At 73.1% G+C, this 22,651-nt stretch carries 20 protein-coding genes; 11 read left to right on the top strand and 9 right to left on the bottom strand.

Annotated features, from left to right (window positions below):
• Positions 1 to 11 precede the first annotated feature (11 nt).
• Positions 12 to 4,070, bottom strand: a complete 4,059-nt coding sequence (hrpA, locus tag ACIBR0_RS20650; RefSeq protein WP_396717886.1) for an ATP-dependent RNA helicase HrpA — start codon at positions 4,068 to 4,070, stop codon at positions 12 to 14.
• Between the two features lie 128 nt (positions 4,071 to 4,198).
• On the opposite strand from hrpA, the gene ACIBR0_RS20645 reads away from it, so the two are divergent.
• Positions 4,199 to 4,579, top strand: a complete 381-nt coding sequence (locus ACIBR0_RS20645; RefSeq protein WP_396717884.1) for a cytidine deaminase family protein — start codon at positions 4,199 to 4,201, stop codon at positions 4,577 to 4,579.
• A 12-nt stretch (positions 4,580 to 4,591) separates the two neighbouring features.
• Here ACIBR0_RS20645 and ACIBR0_RS20640 read toward each other — a convergent pair whose 3' ends face one another.
• Entirely contained in the window at positions 4,592 to 4,951 is a 360-nt protein-coding gene (locus ACIBR0_RS20640; protein WP_357032716.1) for a YciI family protein, read from the bottom strand.
• Positions 4,952 to 5,111: 160 nt separating this feature from the next.
• Between ACIBR0_RS20640 and ACIBR0_RS20635 the strand changes: the two genes are divergently transcribed.
• The 4 genes from ACIBR0_RS20635 to ACIBR0_RS20620 all read left to right on the top strand — a co-directional run bounded on the left by ACIBR0_RS20635 (position 5,112) and on the right by ACIBR0_RS20620 (position 9,203).
• Complete coding sequence (locus tag ACIBR0_RS20635) at positions 5,112 to 6,140, top strand: FecCD family ABC transporter permease (RefSeq protein WP_396718059.1); 1,029 nt, start codon at positions 5,112 to 5,114, stop codon at positions 6,138 to 6,140.
• A complete protein-coding gene (locus ACIBR0_RS20630; protein WP_396717881.1) occupies positions 6,137 to 7,189 on the top strand; it encodes a FecCD family ABC transporter permease in 1,053 nt (350 codons plus the stop codon). The genes ACIBR0_RS20635 and ACIBR0_RS20630 overlap by 4 nt, the downstream gene beginning before the upstream one ends.
• Before the next feature lie 112 nt (positions 7,190 to 7,301).
• Positions 7,302 to 8,207: an ABC transporter ATP-binding protein gene (locus ACIBR0_RS20625; RefSeq protein ID WP_396717878.1), complete on the top strand. Its 906-nt coding sequence runs from the start codon at positions 7,302 to 7,304 to the stop codon at positions 8,205 to 8,207.
• Between the two features lie 51 nt (positions 8,208 to 8,258).
• Positions 8,259 to 9,203 (top strand): ABC transporter substrate-binding protein, encoded by a 945-nt coding sequence (locus ACIBR0_RS20620; protein WP_396717875.1) that lies wholly within the window; start codon positions 8,259 to 8,261, stop codon positions 9,201 to 9,203.
• Between the two features lie 86 nt (positions 9,204 to 9,289).
• Here ACIBR0_RS20620 and ACIBR0_RS20615 read toward each other — a convergent pair whose 3' ends face one another.
• Positions 9,290 to 10,189, bottom strand: a complete 900-nt coding sequence (locus ACIBR0_RS20615; RefSeq protein WP_396717872.1) for an endonuclease domain-containing protein — start codon at positions 10,187 to 10,189, stop codon at positions 9,290 to 9,292.
• Positions 10,190 to 10,374: 185 nt separating this feature from the next.
• A complete protein-coding gene (locus tag ACIBR0_RS20610; protein WP_396717870.1) occupies positions 10,375 to 11,022 on the bottom strand; it encodes a hypothetical protein in 648 nt (215 codons plus the stop codon).
• Between the two features lie 230 nt (positions 11,023 to 11,252).
• Here ACIBR0_RS20610 and ACIBR0_RS20605 point away from each other — a divergent pair, with 230 nt between their 5' ends.
• Complete coding sequence (locus ACIBR0_RS20605; protein ID WP_396717868.1) at positions 11,253 to 13,274, top strand: N-acetylmuramoyl-L-alanine amidase; 2,022 nt, start codon at positions 11,253 to 11,255, stop codon at positions 13,272 to 13,274.
• A 176-nt stretch (positions 13,275 to 13,450) separates the two neighbouring features.
• Here the strand turns inward: ACIBR0_RS20605 and ACIBR0_RS20600 are convergent, their stop codons facing one another.
• Together ACIBR0_RS20600 and trmB are read right to left on the bottom strand one after the other, a co-directional pair.
• The gene (locus ACIBR0_RS20600; protein WP_396717867.1) at positions 13,451 to 15,955 is read right to left on the bottom strand and encodes a DEAD/DEAH box helicase; all 2,505 of its coding nucleotides are present in this window, start codon (positions 15,953 to 15,955) and stop codon (positions 13,451 to 13,453) included.
• Between the two features lie 49 nt (positions 15,956 to 16,004).
• Positions 16,005 to 16,706, bottom strand: coding sequence for a tRNA (guanosine(46)-N7)-methyltransferase TrmB (trmB, locus tag ACIBR0_RS20595; RefSeq protein WP_396718057.1), 702 nt, complete (start codon positions 16,704 to 16,706; stop codon positions 16,005 to 16,007).
• Between the two features lie 114 nt (positions 16,707 to 16,820).
• On the opposite strand from trmB, the gene ACIBR0_RS20590 reads away from it, so the two are divergent.
• A complete protein-coding gene (locus tag ACIBR0_RS20590; RefSeq protein WP_396717865.1) occupies positions 16,821 to 17,354 on the top strand; it encodes a hypothetical protein in 534 nt (177 codons plus the stop codon).
• Positions 17,355 to 17,362: 8 nt separating this feature from the next.
• Positions 17,363 to 18,031 (top strand): class F sortase, encoded by a 669-nt coding sequence (locus ACIBR0_RS20585; RefSeq protein ID WP_396717862.1) that lies wholly within the window; start codon positions 17,363 to 17,365, stop codon positions 18,029 to 18,031.
• A gap of 134 nt (positions 18,032 to 18,165) precedes the next feature.
• On the opposite strand, the gene ACIBR0_RS20580 is transcribed toward ACIBR0_RS20585, so the two are convergent.
• From ACIBR0_RS20580 to ACIBR0_RS20570, 3 genes are all read right to left on the bottom strand, one after another.
• A complete protein-coding gene (locus ACIBR0_RS20580; protein WP_396717860.1) occupies positions 18,166 to 18,486 on the bottom strand; it encodes an antibiotic biosynthesis monooxygenase family protein in 321 nt (106 codons plus the stop codon).
• Positions 18,487 to 18,555: 69 nt separating this feature from the next.
• Positions 18,556 to 19,353, bottom strand: a complete 798-nt coding sequence (locus ACIBR0_RS20575) for an exodeoxyribonuclease III (protein ID WP_396717858.1) — start codon at positions 19,351 to 19,353, stop codon at positions 18,556 to 18,558.
• A 36-nt stretch (positions 19,354 to 19,389) separates the two neighbouring features.
• Positions 19,390 to 20,310: a PAC2 family protein gene (locus ACIBR0_RS20570; protein WP_357038999.1), complete on the bottom strand. Its 921-nt coding sequence runs from the start codon at positions 20,308 to 20,310 to the stop codon at positions 19,390 to 19,392.
• A gap of 407 nt (positions 20,311 to 20,717) precedes the next feature.
• Here ACIBR0_RS20570 and ACIBR0_RS20565 point away from each other — a divergent pair, with 407 nt between their 5' ends.
• The 3 genes from ACIBR0_RS20565 to ACIBR0_RS20555 all read left to right on the top strand — a co-directional run bounded on the left by ACIBR0_RS20565 (position 20,718) and on the right by ACIBR0_RS20555 (position 22,625).
• Positions 20,718 to 21,575, top strand: a complete 858-nt coding sequence (locus tag ACIBR0_RS20565; protein ID WP_396717855.1) for a peptidase M23 — start codon at positions 20,718 to 20,720, stop codon at positions 21,573 to 21,575.
• A 104-nt stretch (positions 21,576 to 21,679) separates the two neighbouring features.
• Entirely contained in the window at positions 21,680 to 21,823 is a 144-nt protein-coding gene (locus ACIBR0_RS20560; protein WP_357039005.1) for a hypothetical protein, read from the top strand.
• Positions 21,824 to 21,869: 46 nt separating this feature from the next.
• On the top strand, positions 21,870 to 22,625 hold the full coding sequence (locus tag ACIBR0_RS20555; RefSeq protein WP_396717853.1) for an EcsC family protein: 756 nt from the start codon (positions 21,870 to 21,872) through the stop codon (positions 22,623 to 22,625).
• The last annotated feature ends 26 nt before the right edge of the window (positions 22,626 to 22,651 follow it).

Below are 22,651 nucleotides of genomic sequence, written 5' to 3'. Positions count from 1 at the left end.
GACGGGAACGGTCAGCGGCCCTCGGCGTCGTCCATGGCACGGTAGATGCGCTGCTCGGAGACCGGGTACGGGGTGCCCAGCGCCTGCGCGAACACGTTGACCCGCAGCTCCTCGATCATCCAGCGGATCTGCCGTACCGCCGCCGACTGCCGCCTGGACGGCGGCAGCGCGGCGAGCAGGTCGGCGTACTCCTTCTGCACCACCGCGATCCGGTCCTGCTGCTGTTTGTCCCGCCCCGGGTCGCCGCCCAGCCGGTCCAGCCGCCGCTCGACGGCGGTGAGGTAGCGCAGCAGGTCGGGCAGGCGCGCGTACCCGGTCTCCGTGACGAACCCCTTGTACACGAGGCCGTTGAGCTGGGCCCGGATGTCCGCGAGGGCGGCCACCACGGCCAGGTTCCGGGTCGCGCCCAGGCGCTGCTCCACGGCGTACGCGGCGGCGAGCACCCGACGCACCCGGTCCATCACCTCGACGACGGTGTCGACCAGGTCGGCCCGGACCTTCTCCCGCAGCGCCGCGAAGCCCTCGGCGTCCCAGGCCGGGCCGCCCGTGTCGGCGATGAGCTTGTCGATCGCGGCACCGGCGGCGTCGGAGATCAACTCCTGCACGCCGCCGTGCGGGTTGCGGCTCAGGGCCAGCTTCGCCTCGTTGCTCAGGCGGCCCTGAAGGAACTTCGCCGGGGACGGCACGGTCAGCCGCAGCAGCCGCCGGGTGCCGGCCCAGTGGGCGGCCTCCTGCTCGGCGGCCGAGTCGAACACCTTCACCCCGACGGTGGTGCCCTCGTCCACCAGCGCCGGGTACGCGGTCACCGCGTACCCGGCCCGGACCTGCTCGATGGTGCGGGGAAGATCGCCGATGCTCCACTCGCGGAGGCCCGTCCGGGCGACGTCCGGCGCGGCGGCGGCGACGACCTGGCGTACCTCCGCCTTGAGCCGGCGTTGCAGGGCCGGGAGGTCCTTGCCCTCGGCGACCGGCTTGTTCTCCTCGTCGAGGACCCGGAAGCTGACCCGCAGGTGCGCGGGGAGCTTCTCGGTGTCCCAGGCGTCGCGGGGCACCGTGACGCCGGTCATCCGGCGCAGCTGCCGGGTCAGGGCGTCCAGCAGCGGCTCCTCACCGGCCGGCATGGCGGCGAGGGCCGCGCGGGCGTAGTCGGGCACCGGGACGAAGTTGCGCCGGATCGCCTTGGGCAGCGACCGGATCAGCGCGATGACCAACTCCTCGCGCAGGCCGGGCACCTGCCAGTCGAAGCTCTCCGCGGGCACCTGGTTGAGCAGCGGCAGCGGGATGTCCACGGTCACGCCGTCGGTCGGGGTGCCGGGCTCGAAGCGGTACGTCAGCGGCAGCGTCACCCCGTCGGCGCTCCACTCGTCGGGGTAGTCGGCCTCGTCCACCCCGCCCCGGCCGGCGTTGACCAGCAGGTCGCGGGTGAAGGTGAGCAGGTCCGGCTGCTCCCGGCGGGTCTTCTTCCACCACGTGTCGAAGTGCCGCCCGGAGACCACGTCGGCGGGGATCCGCTCGTCGTAGAACTGGAAGATCGTCTCGTCGTCGACCAGGATGTCGCGCCGCCGGGCCCGGCTCTCCAGCTCCTCGATCTCGCCGAGCAGCCGCTTGTTGTCGGTCCAGAACCCGTGGTGCGTGGACCAGTCGCCCTCGACCAGGGCGTGCCGGATGAACAGCTCCCGGCTCAGCGCGGGGTCGATGCGCCCGAAGTTCACCTTGCGGGAGGTGACGATCGGGATGCCGTACAGGGTGACCTTCTCGTAGGCGAGCACCGCCGCCTGCTTCTTCTCCCAGTGCGGCTCGCTGTAGCTGCGCTTGACCAGGTGCTGCGCCAGGGGCTCGACCCACTCCGGCTCGACGCGCCCGTTCACCCGCCCCCACAGCCGGGACGTCTCCACCAGCTCGGCGGCCATCACCCAGCGCGGCGGCTTCCGGAACAGCGCCGAGCCGGGGAACAGCGCGAACTTCGCGCCGCGCGCGCCCAGGTACTCGTGCTTCTGCGGGTCCTTGAGCCCGACGTGCGACAGCAGGCCGGCCAGCAGCGACTGGTGCACCTTCGGGGTGTCGATCTCCTCCGGCAGGTCCGCGCCGCGACCGCGCCGGCCGCCGTCGGACCCGGCGTCCGTCGCGCCGCCCCGGCCGCCCCGCCCGTCGCCCCCCTCGGGTGTACGCAGGACCTGGCGCAGCTGGCTGACGATGTCCTGCCACTCGCGGACCCGCAGGTAGTTCAGGTACTCCGCCCTGCACATCCGGCGGAAGGCGCTGGAGGACAGCTCGCGCTGCTGCTCGCGCAGGTACCGCCACAGGTTGAGCAGTGCGACGAAGTCCGACTCGGGGTCGGCGAACCGGGCGTGCGCCTGGTCCGCCTGGGCCTGCTTCTCCGCCGGCCGCTCGCGGGGGTCCTGGATGGACAGCGCGGCGGCGATCACCATCACCTCGGTGGCGCAGCCGTTGCGCTCGCCCTCCAGCACCATCCGGGCCAGTCGCGGGTCGACCGGCAGCTGGGCCAGCCGCCGTCCCAGTGCGGTGAGCCGCTTCGCCGGGTCGGTCTCGGCGGGGTCGATCGCGCCCAGCTCGTGCAGCAGGTTGACGCCGTCGGCGACGTTGCGCCGGTCCGGCGGGTCGATGAACGGGAACGCGGCGATGTCGCCGAGCCCGATGGCGGTCATCTGGAGGATGACCGAGGCGAGGTTGGTGCGCAGGATCTCCGGGTCGGTGAACTCCGGCCGGGAGGCGAAGTCCTGCTCGTCGTAGAGGCGGATGCAGATGCCGTCGGACGTCCGCCCGCAGCGGCCCTTGCGCTGGTTGGCCGACGCCTGGGACACCGCTTCGATGGGCAGCCGCTGCACCTTGAGCCGGTGGGAGTAGCGGGAGATGCGGGCGGTGCCCGGGTCCACCACGTACTTGATGCCGGGCACGGTCAGCGAGGTCTCCGCGACGTTGGTGGCGAGCACCACCCGGCGTCCGGCGTGCGGGGCGAAGACCCGGTGCTGCTCGGCGGAGGACAGTCGGGCGTACAGCGGCAGGATCTCGGTGCCCATCAGCGACCGCTTGGACTGCGTCAGCTTGCCCAGCGCGTCGGCGGTGTCCCGGATCTCCCGTTCCCCGGAGAGGAAGACCAGGATGTCGCCGGGTCCCTCGGCGGCCAGTTCCTCGACCGCGTCGCCGATGGCCTGGATCTGGTCCCGGACGTTCTCGTCGTCGTCGGAGTCGTCGCCCTCGGCCTCGGTGACCTCGACCAGTGGCCGGTAGCGCACCTCCACCGGGTACGTCCGGCCGGACACCTCGACCACCGGCGCCGGCACGCCGTCGGGGTGCTCCTCGGTCGGTGGGCCGGCGAAGTGCCGGGCGAACCGGTCGGTCTCGATCGTCGCCGAGGTGATGATCACCTTCAGGTCGGGCCGGCGGGGGAGCAGCTGCCGGACGTACCCGAGGATGAAGTCGATGTTGAGACTGCGCTCGTGCGCCTCGTCGATGATCAGCGTGTCGTACTGGCGGAGCATCCGGTCGGTCTGCAACTCGGCCAGCAGGATGCCGTCGGTCATCAGCTTGACCAGACTGCGGTCGCTCACCTGGTCGGTGAAGCGGACCTTGTAGCCGACCACGTCGCCCAGCTCGGTGCCCAGCTCCTCGGCGATCCGGTCGGCGACCGTCCGGGCGGCCAGCCGCCGGGGCTGGGTGTGGCCGATCAGCCCGGTGATCCCGCGGCCCAGTTCCAGGCAGATCTTGGGGAGCTGGGTGGTCTTGCCGGAGCCGGTCTCGCCGGCCACGATCACCACCTGGTGGTCGCGGATCGCCGCGGCGAGGTCGTCCCTGCGCTCGCTGACCGGTAGGCCCGCCGGATAGGTGATGACCGGCACCGCGGCCCGGCGGTCCGCCAGCCGCGCCTCGGCCCGGGCCACTTCGGCGGCGATCTCGGCCAGCGCCGACTCCCGCCGCTCCGGGTCGCGCAGCTTCCGTACGCCCTCCAGCCGCCGCTGGATGCGGCGCTGGTCGCGGAACATCAGCGGGGAGGTACGGCGGTGCAGCTCGCGGACGGAGTCGGGCGCGGCGGAGGTGGCTGGATTCTGCATGTCGTCGCCAAGGATAGGCAGCCCGCCGCCGTACCGCCCCCGGGTTACCGTCGGTCGTCGCCGTCCTACAGTTGACCGACGTCGCCGGGCCCGGCCCGGACGATCACCGGGGCGCACGGGGACGGACGATGATGATGCGGGACACCGACCGGGCGCTGGTGCAGGCGGCCACGGCGGTCGCCAAGCTGCGCTGCCGCAGCGACAACCACACGGTGGCCGCCGCCGCGCGGACCGTGGACGGCCGGGTCTTCACGGGCGTGAACGTCCACCACGTCGCCGGAGGTTCCTGCGCCGAGGTGGTGACCGTCGGCGCCGCCGCCACACAGGGCGTCACCGAGCTGGAGACGATCGTCGTCGTGGGGGACCGGGGGCGCGCGGTCCTCCCGCCCTGCGGGCGCTGCCGGCAGGTTCTGCGCGACTACTTCCCGAGCCTCCGGGTGATCGTCGGGCCGATCGACGAGCTGCGGGTGGTGCCGATCGCCGCGCTGCCGCCGGGTACGGAGGACTGAGGACGCGGTTCGTCAGTCGCCGGCGGCTGCCTCCAGCATCGACCGGGGCAGCGGCACGCTCTCGAAGCGCAGGATGCCCTCGGGCACCATCCAGCTCATCACCTGCACGGCCAGCCGCCCGGCACGGACCGCCGGGTCGTTCGCGTACAGCTCGCGGGCCGCGACCGGATCCACCGACAGCACGACGAAGCCGCGCAGCCGCTCGTCGTCGGCCTGGACGAACGGACCGGCGGCCAGCACGAGTCCCTGCTCCACCAGCCCCGCCTGGTGCGCGAGGTGGGCGTCCTGCAACCGCTCCGCCGCCTCGGGCGGCAGCTCCGGCGCGTCCGGCGGGCGCACCAGGAGCACGACCGTGTGCTGGTCGAATCGCATCCTCCCAGCGTAGGGCCGGAGCGGTCCGGCCAGTGCGCGTTCGCCGCCCGCCGGGGTCGGATCGACCACGGCGAGTTAGGTTCACCTAAGCGTCTCGGCTAAGGTAAGGCGAACCTAAGCTCGACCGCGCAGGAGACCCGTGACCACCCTCGCCACCCCGATGGCCCCCGCCGCCGGCACCCGGCCCCACCGCCGGACGGGCCGCCGCCTGGCGGTCACCGTCGCGGCCGCGCTGGCGCTGGTGCTCGCGGTCCTGGCCAGCTTCGCGCTGGGCAGCCGGTCGCTCGCCGTCGCGCAGGTCTTCCATGCGCTGGTCGCCCCCGACGGCGGCGAGGCCACCACTATCGTGCGGGAACTGCGCATGCCGCGTACGGCCCTCGGGCTCACCGTCGGCCTCGCGCTCGCCGTCGCCGGGGTGCTCCTCCAGGCCCTCACCCGCAACCCGCTGGCCGAGCCGCGCATCCTCGGCATCAGCGCCGGTGCCTCGTTCGGTGTGGTGCTGGCCATCTCCGTGTTCGGGGTGAGCACCCTCGCCGGGTACGTCTGGTTCGGCATCGCCGGCGCGCTCGGCGCCGGCGTGCTGGTCTTCGCCGTCGCCGCGCGGGCCCGCGACGGCGCGAGCCCGGTCACCCTCGCGCTCGTCGGCGCGGCGCTCGACGCCAGTCTCGCCTCCGTCGTGTACGCGCTGCTCAGCATCGACGCCCGCACCTTCGAGGAGTACCGGTTCTGGGTGGTCGGCGGGCTGACCGGCCGGGACATGTCGGTCGCCGCCCAGGTGCTGCCGTTCGTCCTCGCCGGTCTCGCCCTGGCCGTCCTGGTCGCCCGGGGCCTCGACGCGCTCGCCCTCGGCGACGACGTCGCCCGGGGCCTCGGCCACCGCATCGGCCTGGTCCGCCTCGGCGGGGGCGCCGCCGCCGTGCTGCTCACCGGAGCCGCCGTCGCCGCCGCCGGGCCCATCGCCTTCGTCGGCCTCGCCGTCCCGCACCTCGCCCGGGCGCTGGTCGGCGCGGACCACCGCTGGACCCTCGCGGTGTCCGCCCTGCTCGGACCCGCGCTGCTGCTCGGCGCCGACGTCGTCGGCCGCCTCGTCGACCCGCCGGGCGAGGTGCCGGCCGGCATCGTCACCGCCCTGATCGGCGCCCCGCTGCTGGCCGTCCTGGTCCGCCGCGCCAAGGTGGTGACCGCGTGAGTGCCCCCACCAGCCTCGCCGGGCTGCCCGGGCGGTCGCTGCTGCGGGTCGGCCCGGTCAGCGTGCAGGTCCGCCGCCGGGCGGTGCTCGTCGCCGCCGCGACGACGGTGCTGCTGCTGGTCGCCGGTCTGCTCAGCCTCTCCCTCGGCACCCCGTACGTCGCCACCCCCGACGTGCTCCGCGCGCTCTCCGGCGCCGGCACCCCGTACGACCTGGTGGTCCTCGATCTGCGGCTGCCCCGGCTGGTGCTGGCGGCGGTGGCCGGCGCTGCCTTCGGCGTGGCCGGCACGCTGATCCAGAGCGTGGCCCGCAACCCCCTCGCGAGTCCCGACGTCATCGGCGTCACCCAGGGTGCGGGCCTGGCCGCCACGGTCGCCCTCACCAGCGGTGCCGCCGCCGTCCTCGTCGCGCCCAGCGCGCTGCTCGGGGGGCTGGTCGCGGCGGCGCTGCTGCTCGCCCTCGGCGCCCGGCACGGGCTGGCCGCGCAGCGGTTCGTGCTCGCCGGCGTCGCGGTCGCGTTCGCCCTGCGCGCGCTGACCGAGGTGGTCCTGCTCACCGCCGACCCCATCGACGGCCTGCGGGCGCAGATCTGGCTGATCGGCACCCTCGCCGGGAAGGGCTGGACCGAGACGCTCTGGATCACCGCCACCCTCGCCGCGCTGCTGCCGGTGCTGGCCTGGGCCGGCTGGGCGCTCAACAGCAGCGCCCTGGACGACGACACCGCCCGGGGCATCGGCCTGCGGCCCACGGCCCGCCGGATCGGCCTCGCCGGCACCGGCGTCGCCGTCGCCGCGATGGTCACCGCGCAGGTCGGCGCCGTCGACTTCGTCGCCCTGGTCGCCCCGCAACTGGCCCGGCGGCTGGTCCGCGCCGAGCGTCCCCCGATGGTCTGCGCCGCCCTCGTCGGCGCGCTGCTGCTGGTGCTCGCCGACCTGGCCGGCCGTCGGTTGTTCGCACCCACCCAGCTTCCCGCCGGGGTGCTCACCGCCGCCATCGGCGGCCCGTACCTGATGTTCCTGCTGCTCCGCGGTCGCCGGAGGCCGACGTGACCGCCTCCGTTCCCGGCCGGGTGGCGGTGGCCCCCGTGCCGGCTCCGCCCGCCGGCCACCGTGGCGACGGCGCCGCCACACTCCCGTTCGCCGACCCCTGCAAGGAGGCGTGATGCTCTCCACCCGCGACCTGGTCGCCGGCTACGACGAGCGGACCGTGCTGGACGGGCTCGACCTCGACCTGCCCGCCGACGCCTTCACCGTCATCGTCGGCCCCAACGCCTGCGGCAAGTCGACGCTGCTGCGCACCATGGCCCGCCTGCTCACGCCCCGGCGGGGGACCGTGCTGCTCGACGGCACCGCCATCCGCGACCTGCCCACCCGCGAGGTCGCCCGCCGGCTCGGCGTGCTGCCCCAGAGCCCGCTCGTCCCCGAGGGCGTCACCGTCGCGGACCTGGTCGGACGGGGTCGGCAGCCGTACCAGCGGTGGTGGCGACAGTGGTCCGACGAGGACGCCGCCGCCGTCGACCGGGCGATGGCCCTCGCCGACGTCGCCGGGCTGGCCGACCGGCCGGTCGACACCCTCTCCGGCGGGCAGCGGCAGCGGGTCTGGATCGCCATGACGCTCGCCCAGGACACCGAGGCGCTCCTGCTCGACGAGCCGACCACGTTCCTCGACCTGGCGCACCAGGTGGAGGTACTGGACCTGCTGCACCGGCTGCGTGTCGAGCGGGGCCGGACCGTCGTGGCCGTGCTGCACGACCTCAACCAGGCCGCCCGGTACGGCGACCACCTGATCGCCATGCGCTCCGGCGCCGTGGTGGCCGCTGGGCCGCCCCGCGAGATCCTCACCGCCGACCTGGTCCGGGACGTGTTCGGCCTCGACTGTGTCGTCGTTCCCTGCCCGGTGACCGGCGCGCCGCTCGTGGTGCCCGGCCTCACCTCGCCGTCCCTGTCGCCCATCGCCTCCGTCCCGTCCCCCGTTCCGGTGCCGACTCCGACTCCGGCTCCGGACCCGACGGCCGGTGCGACCCCCTCCGCTCCGGCGGCCACCGCTCCGGTGTCCCGCCAACCCTGACCGGTCCGCGCGGCGTCGCCGCGCACCGGCTCGTACCTCGAAAGGAACCTCATGCGTCGTCTCGCCGCCGCACTCACCACGGCGCTCGCCCTCGGCGTCGGTCTCACCGCCTGCGGTGAGAGCGATCCGGTCGCCGGCACCACCACCGGGGAGACCCGGGAGATCACCCACGCCATGGGCACCACCAAGGTGCCGGCGGAGCCGAAGCGGGTCGTGGTGCTCGACACCGACAAGATCGACACCGCGCTCTCCCTCGGCGTGAAGCCGGTCGGCGCCGCCACCGCCGGCGAGGCGAAGAGCTGGCCGACGTACTTCGGCGAGGACAAGCTCGCCGGGATCACCGAGGTCGGGGTGCTCACCGAGCCCGACTTGGAGGCGATCAACGCCCTCAAGCCGGACCTGATCCTCGGCAGCAAGTTCCGGCAGGAGAAGTTCTACGACGAGCTGGCGGCCATCGCGCCGACCGTCTTCACCGAGAAGGTGGGCATCACCTGGAAGGAGAACTTCCTCCTCGACGGCAAGGCCCTCGGCAAGGAGCAGGAGGCCCGCGGGTTGCTCGACACCTACGAGAAGCGGGCGAAGGACTTCGGCGCGACGCTCGGTGACGCCGCCACCCGCGAGGTCTCCATCGTGCGGTTCATCCCCGGCGCCATCCGCGTGTACGGCCCGGACTCGTTCTCCGGCATCGTCATCGGCGACACCGGCCTCGGCCGCCCCGAGCGGCAGAAGCTCGACGGCAAGGAGGACAAGCGCTTCGACCTGGTCAGCCCCGAGCGGATCAGCGAGGTCGACGGCGACGTGGTGTTCGTGACCGCGTACGGCGAGAAGGCGGTCGCCGAGCAGGCCACCGTCACCGGCGGCAGCCTGTGGAAGAACCTGTCCGCCGTCAAGGCGGGCAAGGCGCACGTCGTCAGCGACGAGGTCTGGATGACCGGCATCGGCGTCGGCGCCGCCAACAAGATCCTCGACGACCTGGCCAAGTACCTGTCGGCGTAGCTCGCCTCCGCTCTCAAGATCCGCGCAGATTCACTGAAGGAGTGGCTATTCCCCCGGGAATAGCCACTCCTTCTCTGTAGAAGGGCTCACCGGGTGGCGCGGCGGGTGGCCAGGGCGGAGCGGATCTCGGCTACGACGCCGTCGATGTCTTCTCTCATGCGCTTACTCGTGACGTGCAGGACGATCCAACCGTCACCGACGATCTGATTGAGGCGTTGACGGTCACGATGGAACTGGGCCGGGTCGTCGTGCCATTGGCCGTCGTATTCGACAGCGACCTTCAGGTCCGGCCAAGCAAGGTCGACTCGCGCCACGAATCGGCCGGCGCGGGTGATCACGTGCTGGGTCACCGGACGGGGGAGACCGGCCCGGACCAGCCGTACCCGTAGGCGTGATTCGGGAAGTGACTCAGCGCCGCCGTCCACCAGGGTCAACGCCTCGGCGAACCGCCGGGCGCCGCGATCGCCGCGACGACGCGCCAGGTATGCGGTCAGCTCGGCGGGCTGCACTGCGCGGCGCTGCAGCAGCGAGTCGATGAGTGCCACCGCCTCCACCGCGTCGAGCCAGCAGGCCAGGTCCCAGCAGGTACGCGTCGCCGAGGTGACCGGCATCCGCTCGATCCGCAGCACGTCGTCCTCCCGCCACTGCGCCACGTGGATGCGCAGGCCGGTCAGTGGACCGAAGCGCGCGGACGGTTGCACGAGCACCTCGACGGGCTCCTCCGGGCCGGGCGACGGCCCGCCGAGCAGCGCGACCGCCGATCGCCCGGCGATGGCGCACCCGGGTGGGAACAGCCACGACGCCGCGGCCCGACAGCGGGTGAGGTGCGAGATCTCGAGGCGGGCGTCGGCGTACACGTTGTGGAACAGCTGCCGCCACGCGCTGCTCCGCAGGTCGTTCCTGGTGAGCAACCCGCGGTGGACCACGTCCCGTGCGAAGAACACCTTGCCGGCGAGCTCGGCCGGCCGTCGAGGAGTGCGAGCCACCCCCCAACCCTGCCCACCCCCGGCTCTCGGCGAAAGCCCCTGTGGACAACCTCGCCACCGGGCCTGCAGATTCACGGAATGAGTGGCTATCCGGGGCTGGATAGCCACTCATTCCGTGAATTAGCGCGCTGGGGAGGCGGGGTGGGGAGGCGGGGTGTGGCGGGTGGTGGGGGTGGGGGTGGGGGTTAGGCGGCGGTGGTCCAGAGGGACTGGAAGGCGGCGGCTTCGCCGGCCAGCCAGCGTTCGATTTCCTCGGGCTTCGCCCCGTCGGGCATGCGGTGCGTCTGGCCGCGACGGACGTCGACCAGGACCGGCTCGGCGTGCGGCAGGACCGCGTCCATGTGGCGGGCCATCAGGTGCAGCGTGGCGAGCACCGCCTCGTCGCTGGGCGGGGTCTCGTCGAAGTGCAGGCGGACCGCCTCGGCGCGCCCGTCGGCGTACCGGATGCCGAAGTGCGGGTTGATCTTGACGGGCAGGTCGCCGAGCAGGGCGAGCGCGTCGCGGGTCTGGGCCAGGTCGACCGACCGCGGCTCGCCGAGGGAGCGCAGCCAGGCTGTGGCCCCCGGCACCAGCGCCTGGTAGAGCGGGCGCCACCGCGGCTTGACAGCGTCGAGCACGTGGTCGAGGTGGGTGCCCCCGGTGTGGAAGGCGATATCGGCCTTGAGCGCCTTGACGAACTGGCCGTGCGGGTTGAAGCCGGAGCGGCTGGCACGTTGCTTGCGAAGGCCGCCGACGAAGGTGGCCTTGGTCGGTCCGGTGCGGTTCACGTACCGGGTGAAGCCGAGGAGCGTGGCGTAGGGGGCGAGGGGGGCGGTGGAGGCGGGCGCGGTCACGAGCATCCTCCCAGGTCAACTGCTCGATTAGTACATACATTCTAATCGACGGGAGTGACATCGCCCAGCGATTGACGTGATTGCTGTTGCCGTATCGGGCAGGGGCCGGCGGCCCCGGAGCGGGGTGAAGGTTTTCTTCTCGTTGAGTTGATGCATGGAAAGGTATTGACGAAAGGCCGGCCCCGGGGTGAAGGTGACCGCATCGTCCACCGGTCCGACCAGGGGGTCCGATGCAGTTGTCCACGAGATCGAGGAGCAGGCGAACCCTGCTCGCCGCTGCCGCCGCCCTCACCGTGGCGGTCACCCCGTTCACCGCCGGCCCCGCCGCCGCCGAACCTCTCGACCGGCAACAGCAGTACGCCGCCGCGGCCGCCGAGTTCGGCGTGCCGGAGAGCGTCCTGCTCGCCGTGTCGTACCTCGAGTCCCGCTGGGACACCCATGCCGGACAGCCGAGCACCAGTGGCGGCTACGGCCCGATGCACCTCACCGACGCCACCCACGTCCTCGCATCGACCGCCGGCGGTCACATCGACGAGGGCGAGGACCCGCGCGGCGACGAAACTCGGCCACTGGCCGTCGCCGCTCCGTCCGGAGACGGGACCGTCCCGGCCGCTCCGGCCGACACCGCGCTGCAGACTCTCCAGGCCGCCGCCGCCCTGACCGGCGCCAGCGAGGAGGTGCTGCGATCCGACCCGGCGGCGAACATCCGTGGCGGAGCGGCGCTGCTCGCCGCGTACCAGCAGGAACTGGGTGGCCCGGTCGGCGCGGCCAGCGACCCGGCGGCCTGGTACGGCGCGGTGGCCCGCTACTCGGGCGCCGGCGCCGAGGACACCGCGGCCGCCTTCGCCGACGAGGTGTACGGCCAGCTCCGGGCGGGCGCGAGCCGGACGACCGACGACGGGCACCGCGTGGTCCTGCCGGCCCGGGAGGTCAGCCCCGACGAGTCGGCCCTGCACCGCCTCGGGCTGCGGCGCGCCGAGCGGCCCGACGGGCTGGAGTGCCCGATCGGCATCGGCTGCGAGTGGATCCCGGCGCCGTACCAGAAGTACGGCCCCCGGCCGGGCGACTACGGCAACTACGACCTGGGCAACCGCCCGGCCCAGCAGAAGCTCGAGTACATCGTCATCCACGACACCGAGGGCTACTTCTGGCCCAGCGTCAACCTGGTCAAGGACCCGAAGCGGGTGGGCTGGCACTACACACTGCGCTCGGTGGACGGCCACGTCGCCCAGCACATCAAGACCAAGGACGTCGGCTGGCACGCCGGCAACTGGTACGTCAACGCCAAGTCGATCGGCCTCGAGCACGAGGGCTTCGCCGGCCACGGCACCTGGTACACCGAGGCGATGTACCGCACCTCGGCCAAGCTGGTCCGGCACCTGGCGCTGCGGTTCAACATCCCGCTGGACCGGCAGCACATCATCGGTCACGACAACGTCCCCGGCACGGTGGCGGCGAACGTCGCCGGGATGCACTGGGACCCGGGGCCCTACTGGGACTGGTCGCACTACTTCCATCTGCTGAAGGCGCCGTTCCGGTCCACCGGCACGCCGCAGACCGGCCTGGTGACCATCGACCCCGACTTCGCCGGCAACCAGCCGGCGTTCACCGGGTGCTCGCGGCAGCCGCCGGGAGTGCCGAGCCCGCCGCCCCCGGTCACCGACCCCTGCCCGCTGCGCGGCTCGTCGGCGGTGCTGCTGCGCAGCGCGCCGAGCCACGACGCGCCGCTGGCGTTGGACCTGGGCGAGCATCCGGACGGCTCGCCGGGGACGATGTACGTGCCGGACCACAGCGCCCGTGCGTCGGCCGGGCAGACGTACGCGGTGGCCGAGGTGCGGGGGGACTGGACGGCGATCTGGTACCTCGGCCAGAAGGCCTGGTTCCACAACCCGGAGTCGGCACGCACCGGGAAGTGGGCCACCGGCTTCGTGGTGACGCCGAAGCCCGGCAAGGCCACCATCCCGGTCTACGGGCGGGCCTACCCGGAGCGGGACGCCTACCCGACCGGTGTGCCCTACCAGGCGATCAGTCCGCTGCAGTACACGCTCTCCGCCGGCCAGCGGTACGCGGTGGGCGGGGTGCTGCCGAGCGAGTACTACCGGGCCGTCACCTTCGACGGATCGGCCCCGGGCGACTGGACCGTGATCAGCGGCGACCTGCGCTACGTGCAGGTCCAGTTCGGTCACCGGATCGGCTACGTGAACCTGGACGACGTCCAGGTCCTGCCGTCCACGGTCGGCGCTCCAGAGTGAGCCGCCCGGCCTGAGTCGGGGCTCGTCACCGAGCCGTCCGAGATCGACGCCGAGGGCCCCCGGTCGGTCGACCGGGGGCCCTCGTGCGGGTCGGAGTGGATCAGCCGAGTCGGCTCACGCAAGCGACGGCGTTCACCCGGCTGGCGCTGCGCGGGGTCCGGGACCCCGAGCGCCTCTCAGAGCTGACCGACCGAGGTGATCCGGACGACCGCGGCACCCGCCTCGTCGGAGGCGGCGAGGTCGACCTCGGCGCTGATGCCCCAGTCGTGGTCGCCCTCCGGGTCGTCGAGGATCTGCCGGACCGTCCACCGGTCCCGGCCCTGCTCGATCATCAGCAGCGCCGGTCCGCGCGCGTCCGGGCCGACCCCGATCGCGTCGTACGACTCGAAGTACGGCTCCAGCGCGTCGGCCCAGGCGTCGGCGTCCCACCCGGACGCGGCGTCCAGCTCGCCCAGCAGGTCCCAGCGGCGCAGGGCGGCCAGCTCGACCCGGCGGAACAGCGCGTTGCGCACCAGCACCCGGAAGGCCCGCGCGTTGCGGGTGACCGCCGGCGGACGGTCGTCGAGGGCGGCCTGCGCCGACGCCACGTCCGACGGGTTGCGCAGCCGCTCCCACTCGTCGATCAGGCTGGAGTCGACCTGGCGGACCAGCTCGCCCAGCCACTCGATGAGGTCGACCAGCTCCTCGGTCTTGGCGTCCTCCGGCACGGTCTGCCGCAGCGTCTTGTACGCGTCGGCGAGGTACCGCAGCACGAGGCCCTCGGACCGGGTGAGGGAGTAGAACTGCACGTACTCGGTGAAGGTCATCGCCCGCTCGTACATGTCCCGGACGACGGACTTGGGGGAGAGCTGGTGGTCGGCGACCCAGGGGTGGCCCTGCCGGTACATCTCGTACGCCGCGTCCAGCAGCTCCGCCAGGGGCTTGGGCCAGGTGACCTCGTCGAGCAGTTCGAGGCGTGCCTCGTACTCGATGCCCTCGGCCTTCATCGCGGCGACCGCCTCGCCGCGGGCCTTGAACTGCTGCGCGGAGAGCACCTGCCGCGGGTCGTCGAGGATCGACTCGATCACCGAGAGCACGTCGAGGGCGTACGAGGGGGACGCCACGTCGAGCAGCTCGATCGCCGCCAGGGCGAGCGGCGACAGGGGTTGGTTGAGGGCGAAGTCGAGCTGGAGGTCGACGGTGAGCCGGACCCGCCGGCCGGCCTCGTCCGGCTCGTCGAGCTGCTCGACGACCCCACCGGCGCGCAGCGCCCGGTAGATCGCGATGGCCCGGCGGATGTGCCGGCGCTGGGCGGCCCGGTCCTCGTGGTTGTCGGTGAGCAGGTGCCGCATCGAGGCGAACGCGTCGCCGGGACGGCCGATGACGTTGAGCAGCATCGAGTGGCTGACCTGGAAGCTGGAGGTCAGCGGCTCCGGTTCGGCATCGACCAGGCGCTGGAAGGTGGGCTCACCCCAGCCGATCGAGCCCTCCGGCGGCTTCTTCTTGACCACCTTGCGGCGCTTCTTCGGGTCGTCGCCGGCCTTGGCGAGGGCCTTCTCGTTGTCGATGACGTGTTCGGGGGCCTGCACGACGACCCGGCCGAGGGTGTCGAAACCGGCCCGGCCGGCCCGCCCGGCGATCTGGTGGAACTCGCGGGCCTTGAGCAGCCGGGTGCGCACCCCGTCGTACTTCGACAGGCCGGTGAACAGCACGGTGCGGATCGGCACGTTGATGCCGACACCGAGGGTGTCGGTGCCGCAGATGACCTTGAGGAGACCGGCCTGGGCGAGGGTCTCCACCAGGCGGCGGTACTTGGGCAGCATGCCCGCGTGGTGCACGCCGATGCCGTGCCGGACCAGCCGGGACAGGGTCTTGCCGAAGCCGGAGGTGAAGCGGAAGTTCCCGATCGCCTGGGCGATCATGTCCTTCTCGGCCCGGGTGCAGACGTTCACGCTCATCAGCGCCTGCGCACGTTCCAGCGCGGCGGCCTGGGTGAAGTGCACGACGTACACGGGTGCCTGCTTGGTCTGGAGGAGTTCCTCCAGGGTCTCGTGCAGCGGGGTCATCGCGTACGAGAAGAGTAGCGGGACCGGCCGCTCGGCCGAGCGGACGACGGCGGTCGGCCGGCTGGTGCGCCGGGTCAGGTCGTCGACGAATCGGGTGGTGTCGCCGAGCGTGGCGGACATCAGGACGAACTGCGCCTGCGGCAGCTCGATCAGCGGCACCTGCCACGCCCAGCCCCGGTCCGGCTCGGCGTAGAAGTGGAACTCATCCATGATCACCTGGCCGACATCGGCCCGGGTGCCCTCCCGCAGGGCGAGGTTGGCCAGGATCTCCGCCGTGCAGCAGATGATCGGCGCGTCCGCGTTGACGCTGGCGTCACCGGTCAGCATGCCGACGTTCTCCGCGCCGAACACCTCGCACAGCGCGAAGAACTTCTCCGACACCAGCGCCTTGATCGGGGCGGTGTAGAAGGTCGTGCGGTCGTCGGCCAGGGCTGCGAAGTGCGCCGCGATCGCGACCAGGCTCTTACCCGAGCCGGTCGGCGTATTCATGATCACGTTGGCGCCGGAGACGATCTCGATGACCGCCTCCTCCTGGTGGGGATAGAGGTCGAGGCCGCGCTCGGACGCCCAACCGGCGAACGCGTCGTACAGGGTGTCGGGGTCTGGGCTCTTCGGCAGCGCGGCGGTGAGTGTCATGGCGCGTCCATGGTGCCTGGATCATGACCCCGCACGCCAACCGGGGCGGTCACCGACGGTGGTAGACCAGATCCGCGATCGGCCGGCCGGCGACCAGGGCGCGGCGCTCGAACTTCGTCACCGGGCGGTGCGCCGGGCGCGGGGCGAAGCCGTCGTACGCGTTCACCAGCCCCGGGTCGCCGTCGAGGGTGTCCCGCATCGCCTCGGCGTACTCGGCCCAGTCCGTCGCGCAGTGCAGCGTGCCGCCCGGCCGCAGCCGGGAGCGCAGCAGCGCCACGTGGGTGGGCTGGATGATCCGCCGCTTGTGGTGCCGGGACTTCGGCCACGGGTCGGGGAAGAACACGTGCACCGCGTCCAGCGAACCCTCCGGCAGGCCCCGGACCAGGTCGAGCGCGTCCCCCTCGGCCACCCGCACGTTGCGCAGCCCACGCTGCTCGATCAGGTCCAACAGGTTGGCGATTCCGGGCGTGTGCACCTCGACCGCCAGATAGTCTCGATCCGGGTCGTTCGCGGCCATCGCGGCGGTGGTGTCGCCCATCCCCGAACCGATCTCCAGCACCAGCGGCGCCCGGCGCCCGAACAGGGCGGCCGGATCGACGCCGGTGGCCGGGGCGTCCGGCACGAGCAGGCCGTAGAGCGGCCACAGCCGCTCCAGCGCCGTCGTCTGGCGGCCGCTCATCCGGCCGCGGCGCGGGTGGAAGGTGCGGATGCTCCGCGGGGCGGTGGCGGTGTGCGCGTCGGTGGAGGTCACAGCCATCCGAGCGTACGCGACGACTGCGCCGTATCGGATGTGATGTTCGCCCGGGGATGAGAGGATCCATCCCGTACGACCAAACGGGTGCGACGCGTACGCCGGGAGGGGGTTGTGGTGACGGTGACCCGCGGTGGCCTGGCGCTGTCGATCATGGCCGCCCTCGTCGGTCCGCTCCTCGCGGCCGGCCCGGTCGGCGCGGCGCAGCCGCAGCCGCAGCCGTCGCAGCCCGGCCCGGCCGTCTTCGTCGAGGTCAGCCCGAGCACGGTCGAACCGGGTTACCTCGTCGGCATCAAGGCCAGTTGCCGGGACAACTCTTTCCCCGCGACCGTGGTCTCCGACGCGTTCGGCCGCGTGCAGGTGCAGCCGCAGCGCGGCCTGCTCACCGCCGCGCCGATGGTCCGTGACCGCACCCGTCCGGGCAACTACCGGGTCAAGCTGGAGTGCCGGGACGGCGAGACCGCCTCGACCATGCTGCAGGTGGTGAAGGGGGTGCCAGCCAGCCGTGGCCCGGCAACCGGGTTCGGTGGCGGGGCCGGCGGCTTCACCGGTGGGCTGCTGCTCCCGGGCGGGGTCGCCCTCACCGTGGTCGGGCTGGTCCTCTGGGTGGTGTCGGCCCGGCGGCCCCGTGGCGTCGCCCGGCGCTGACCACCGCCATGACCACCTCCTCGTCCCCGGACCGGGTCGCCACCGCGGCCCGGCGCCGGCCCGGCCGGAGCCCCTGGTCGGTGCCCCTCGCGGTGGTGCTGGTGCTGGTCGGCGTCTTCGCCACCGGCGCCGGCCTCGGTCGCACCGCCGGACCCTTCGACTGGGCCACCACCGCAGCCGACCAGCCGGCCCGCAGCGAGCGCACCGGCCTGACCGCCAGCCGTCCGGTGCGCCTCTCCGTACCCACGATCGAGATCGCCGCCGACGTCGAGCCGGTCGGCCAGGCGCGGGACGGCTCGATCGCCGTACCGCCGCTGGAGCGGGCCGACGAGACCGGCTGGTACGACCGGGGTCCCACCCCGGGTGAGCCGGGACCGGCGGTGATCGTCGGGCACGTCGACACCAAGCGTGGGCCGTCGGTCTTCCACGACCTGCACCGGCTGCGTCCCGGCGACACGATCGAGGTGACCCGCGCGGACCGTTCGGTGGTGGTGTTCCGCGTCGACTCGGTGGAGCACTTCCCGAAGGACCGCCTGCCGGCCGACCGGATCTACGGTGACTCCGGCCCGCCCGGCCTGCGGCTGATCACCTGCGGCGGCGACTGGCTCGGCGGCCGGACCGGGTACGCCGACAACGTCATCGCCTTCGCCTCCCTGGTCTCCTCCCGAAACCCCTGACCCCCGCCCCCGCCCCTGCCCCTGCCCCACCTCGCCCTCCCGCCGCCGAGAGGGCGCTCTTTCACGGAAATAGTGGCCATCCGGCGCCGAATAGCCACTATTTCCGTGAAACTGCGTGCTGGGACGGAGGGGCGTCAGGGGCGGGGTGGGACCTGCTGGACGACCTCGAACTCGAGGAGCGTGGCGCCGGAGGCGACCGGGGGCCGCTGCTGTTCGCCGGGTGCGGAGGCGTGGGCGGCGCGGGAGGGGCCGGCGGCCCAGGCCTGGTACGCCTCTTCGCTCTCCCAGCGCGTGTAGACGAAGTAGCGGCTCTCGCCGGCGAGCGGCCGGAGCAGTTCGAAGCCGAGGAAGCCGGGGGAGTTCTCGACCGCGCCGGCCCGCGCCGCGAAGCGCTTCTCCAATTCCTCGCCGGCGCCGGGCGGAACGTCGATCGCGTTGATCTTCACAACTGCCATACCCCACCCTAACCAGACATCGCGCCCAGGACCGGCCCGCCCGCCCCAGGGAACGGGGGTCCTGGTGGGTCAGAAGGACTCGACGACGGGGACGAGGTCGGCGTCGACCACGATCGGGGCGTGGTCGGAGGGGCCCTTACCCTTGCGGGCCTCCCGGTCCACGTACGCGGACCGGACCGCGCGCGCGAACGGCGCCGAGGCGTACACGAGGTCGATCCGCATGCCCTTGTTCTGGTGGAACATCCCGGCCCGGTAGTCCCAGTACGTGAAGGGGTGCGGGCCCTTCATCGGCGTGGGCACCACGTCGGACAGGCCGAGGTCGCGCAGTGCGGCCAGGGCGGCCCGTTCGGCGGGCGTGACGTGGGTGGAGTGCGTGAACAACGCCGGGTCCCACACGTCGGCGTCGGTGGGCGCGACGTTGAAGTCACCGCACACCGCGAGGGGCAGGCTCCCGGTCAGCTCCGTCTCCAAGGTGTCGCGCAGGGCCGCGAACCAGGCGAGCTTGTACGCGTAGTGCGGATCCTCCGGCGTGCGGCCGTTCGGCACGTACACCGACCAGACCCGTACGCCGCCGCAGGTCGCCGAGATGGCCCGGGCCTCCGGCTCGGGGAACCCGGGTTCGTCCGGGAACCCGACCACCACGTCGGTGAGGCCCACCCGGGACAGGATGGCGACCCCGTTCCACCGGCCGTCGCTGTGGCTGGCCACGGTGTAGCCCAGCGCGCCGACCTCGTCGGACGGAAAGGCGCCGTCGGGGCACTTGGTCTCCTGCAGGCACACCACGTCCGGTCCGGTGCCGGCCAGCCAGTCGAGCAGTCGGGGCAGGCGGGCCTTCACCGAGTTGACGTTCCACGTCGCCAGGCGCATGGTTCCAGCCTGCCCCATGCCGGGTCGCCCCGCCGGTCAGGTGCCGGGGGTGTCGTTGGGGCGGGTCTGCTCGGCCAGGAACCGTTCCAGCTCCGCGCCGAGTTCGTCGGCGGTCGGCAGCGGCGCGCTGTCGGGCGCGAGCAGGTTCTTTCCGCCCCGTCCCCGGGCGAACGCGTCGTACTGCTCCTCGAGGGCCCGGACCAGCGCGCCGGCGTCCTCGGTCTGGGCGACCTGCCGGTCGATCTCCACCCGGACGACCTCGGCCGCCGCGCGCAGCCCGTCGCCGGGCAGCAGCAGGCCGGTGCTGCGGGAGACCGAGGTCAGCAACACCTCGGCGGCGGCCGGGTACTCGGTCTGGGCGACGTAGTGCGGCACGTGTGCGGCGAAGCCGAGCGCGTCGCGGCCCTGCTCCCCGAGGCGGTACTCCAGCAGGTGGCCGACGCTGCCGGGCACCTGGACCCGCTGCAGCCACGGCTCGTAGCCGGCGATCAGCTCGGGACGGGTGGCGTGCGCGGTCACGCCGGCGGGCCGGGTGTGCGGCACCGCCATCGGGATCGCGTTGAGCCCGACGGTGAGCCGGACGTCCAGCCGGGCGGAGAGCCCGGCGACGGCGGCCACGAACCGCTCCCACTGCAGGTCCGGTTCCGGTCCGCTGAGCAGGAGGAACGGGGTCTCGTCGTCGTCCTGGAGAACATGCAGCTCCAGCGCGGGCTCGTCGTACGACTCCCAGTGGTCCTCGACGAAGGTCATCACCGGCCGGCGCGAGCGGTAGTCGTAGAGCTGGTCGAGGTCGAACCGGGCGATCGGGCGGGCGTCCAGCGAGGTGAGCAGCTGCTCGCGGGCCAGGCGGCCGGCGCTGCCGGCGTCGACGAACCCGGTGAGGGCCTGGATCAAAACCGGCTGGCCGAGGTCGGGCAGTTCGTCGGTGAGCTCGTAGAGCTCGTGTGGGTCGAGCACCGGTACGGACCTCCCTGGATGTGCCAATCGGTCACCGTTGCGGACGGTGCCCGGTTCGGGCAACGCTCCCGCCATCCTCCTGCATTCCTCGCGCGGCCGATGCGCCGGTCCGGCCCGGCGGTGACGAGCTGTCCCGGATGCGGCGACACCGCCCGCCCGCCGACCGGCCACGTGGTCCTCCACCGAACGGGGGACGTGGGTGATCACGGTGGGACCGCTGCCGGTTCGTCCCCCTCCGGACCGGGGGCGGCCGGGCCGCGTGGTGGGCGAGGTCTGCCCGTTTCCCGAGGTCCGTCCCCTCGGCGTCGCCGCGGTGCCGGGACGTCCCCCCGGCGGGGGTGGTTTCGTGAGGAGCGCCACGAGATCACCATGCGTAATCGCAGGAGGAGCCTGCCTAGCCTCGGCTGATGCCTGACGCCAACTCCCTCGACGACCACCGCACCCACGGTGCCGCCGTTGACCGTTCGGACGATACCCCCTCGTCCGTAAAGTCGAACACCCTCGGCGCGTACGCCCGGAACCTCCTGCGCGGACCCGGCCGGGTCCGGATCGCCCTCGCCGCCGGCCTGGTCTGCTGCCTCGGCCTGACCGCGGTGGCCCAGACCCGTGACGAGGCCGCCGCCGACGCGGCCCGGATCGACGCGGCCGCGGCCCCGATCGAGCGTGCCGAGCCGGACGCCGCCTCGCGGGACCACGACCGGTCCGCGAAGGACCCGAAGGCCTCGCCGGTGGCGCCGTCCACCGCCGCCGCCGACCCGGACGTCCGCCCGGCGCCGACGAAGAAGCCGAAGCCGAAGCCGAAGCCGAAGTCGACCGTCGTGGCTCCGGTCGCCGGCCTGGACCGCGCCCAGATGCGCAACGCCCAGGCGATCGTGCGCACCGGCCAGAAGATGGACATGCCCCGGCGCGCGCTGGTGATCGCCGTCGCGACCGCCATGCAGGAGAGCACCCTCTACAACTACGCCAGTGGGGTGCTCCCGGAGTCGCAGAACTACCCGCACCAGGCGATCGGCTGGGACCACGACTCGGTCGGGCTGTTCCAGCAGCGCCCGAGCAGCGGCTGGGGCGAGGTGGGGGAGCTGATGGATCCGGCGTTCGCGACCCGCCAGTTCCTCTCCGCCCTGATGCAGGTGCCCGGCTGGCAGCAGATGCGACTCACCGACGCGGCACAGGCGGTGCAGGTCTCGGCCTTCCCAGAGCACTACGCGCAGCACGAGTGGCGGGCCGCCGAGGTCGTCGACGCGGTCCTCGACGCCGGGCGGTAGGCTGCCGACCGGCCACTATGGACGGTTGCTGTTCGGGCGTCCTGGGTACAGATGTTGTCGCTGCGATGTACACATGATGCAGGCAGCACCGACTGGAGGACGACATGTCTCTGATGCAGCGACTCACCGCGTTCCTGCGCTCACCCAAGGGCCAGCAGCTGGTCGAACGGGGTCGGCGTGAGATGGCCAAGCCCGCCAACCAGCAGAAGCTGCGGGGCCTGGCGGCCAGGTTCCAGAAGCGCCGCTGACCCCCCGCTCCGTCCCCCGCCCCCTGGTGACCCCCCGGGAGATCTCGTGACCGATTCCGCGCCCCTCGACGGCCAGCCCGCAGCCCTGCCGCCGCAGCCGCCCACGGTCGCGCGGACGTCGCCGCCGGAGGTGCCCGAGGCGCCCCCGGCCGGGCTCTGGGACCGGATGCGGGAGGACCCGCAGTACGCTCCGGAGCACCTCGCCCTGGAGGCGGTGCGCCGGCTCGGGCCGGAGGCGGCGCAGTGGGCGGCCCGGGCGCGCGCCGAGCAGCCGGCGGCGTCGCCGGAGGCCCTGGCCGACCAGGCGGTCCGCAAGTTCGTCAACCACGCCCGCCTTTCCGGGGCCGTGTCCGGCGCGGCGGGGCTGCCCGGCGCGGTGATCGACGTCGGGGTGCTGGCCTGGACCCAGGCGCGGATGGTGCTGCACGTCGCCGCCGCGTTCGGGGTGGACCCGACGCACCCGGACCGGGCCACCGACCTGCTGGTGCTCCAGAAGGTGCACAAGGTCGCCGAGAGCGCGCGGCTCGCGCTCGGGGTGGCCGCCGGTCGGGAACGCGCCGGTGCCCTCTTCGGGTCCGGCGGGCAGAACCCGCTGGGCAAGGTGATGCTGCGCCTCGGCGTACGGCTGGCGCAGATGGCCGGCGTGCGGGCCGCCAAGCGGGTCTTCGCGAAGGTGGTGCCGGGCGCGGCGATCGTCCTGGGCACCTGGGCCAACTCGTCGGCGACGAAGGACCTGGCGGAGCGCTCCCGCGCCCTCTACCGCCAGCACGGCGGCACCGTGCCCGGGCAGCGTCGCCCCTGACCCGTGCGACCCCGGCCGGGGTCGGC

Source organism: Micromonospora sp. NPDC049497 (assembly GCF_044465805.1).
In the GTDB taxonomy this organism is placed as follows: domain Bacteria; phylum Actinomycetota; class Actinomycetes; order Mycobacteriales; family Micromonosporaceae; genus Micromonospora.
This window is presented reverse-complemented; position numbering and strand designations above follow the sequence as displayed.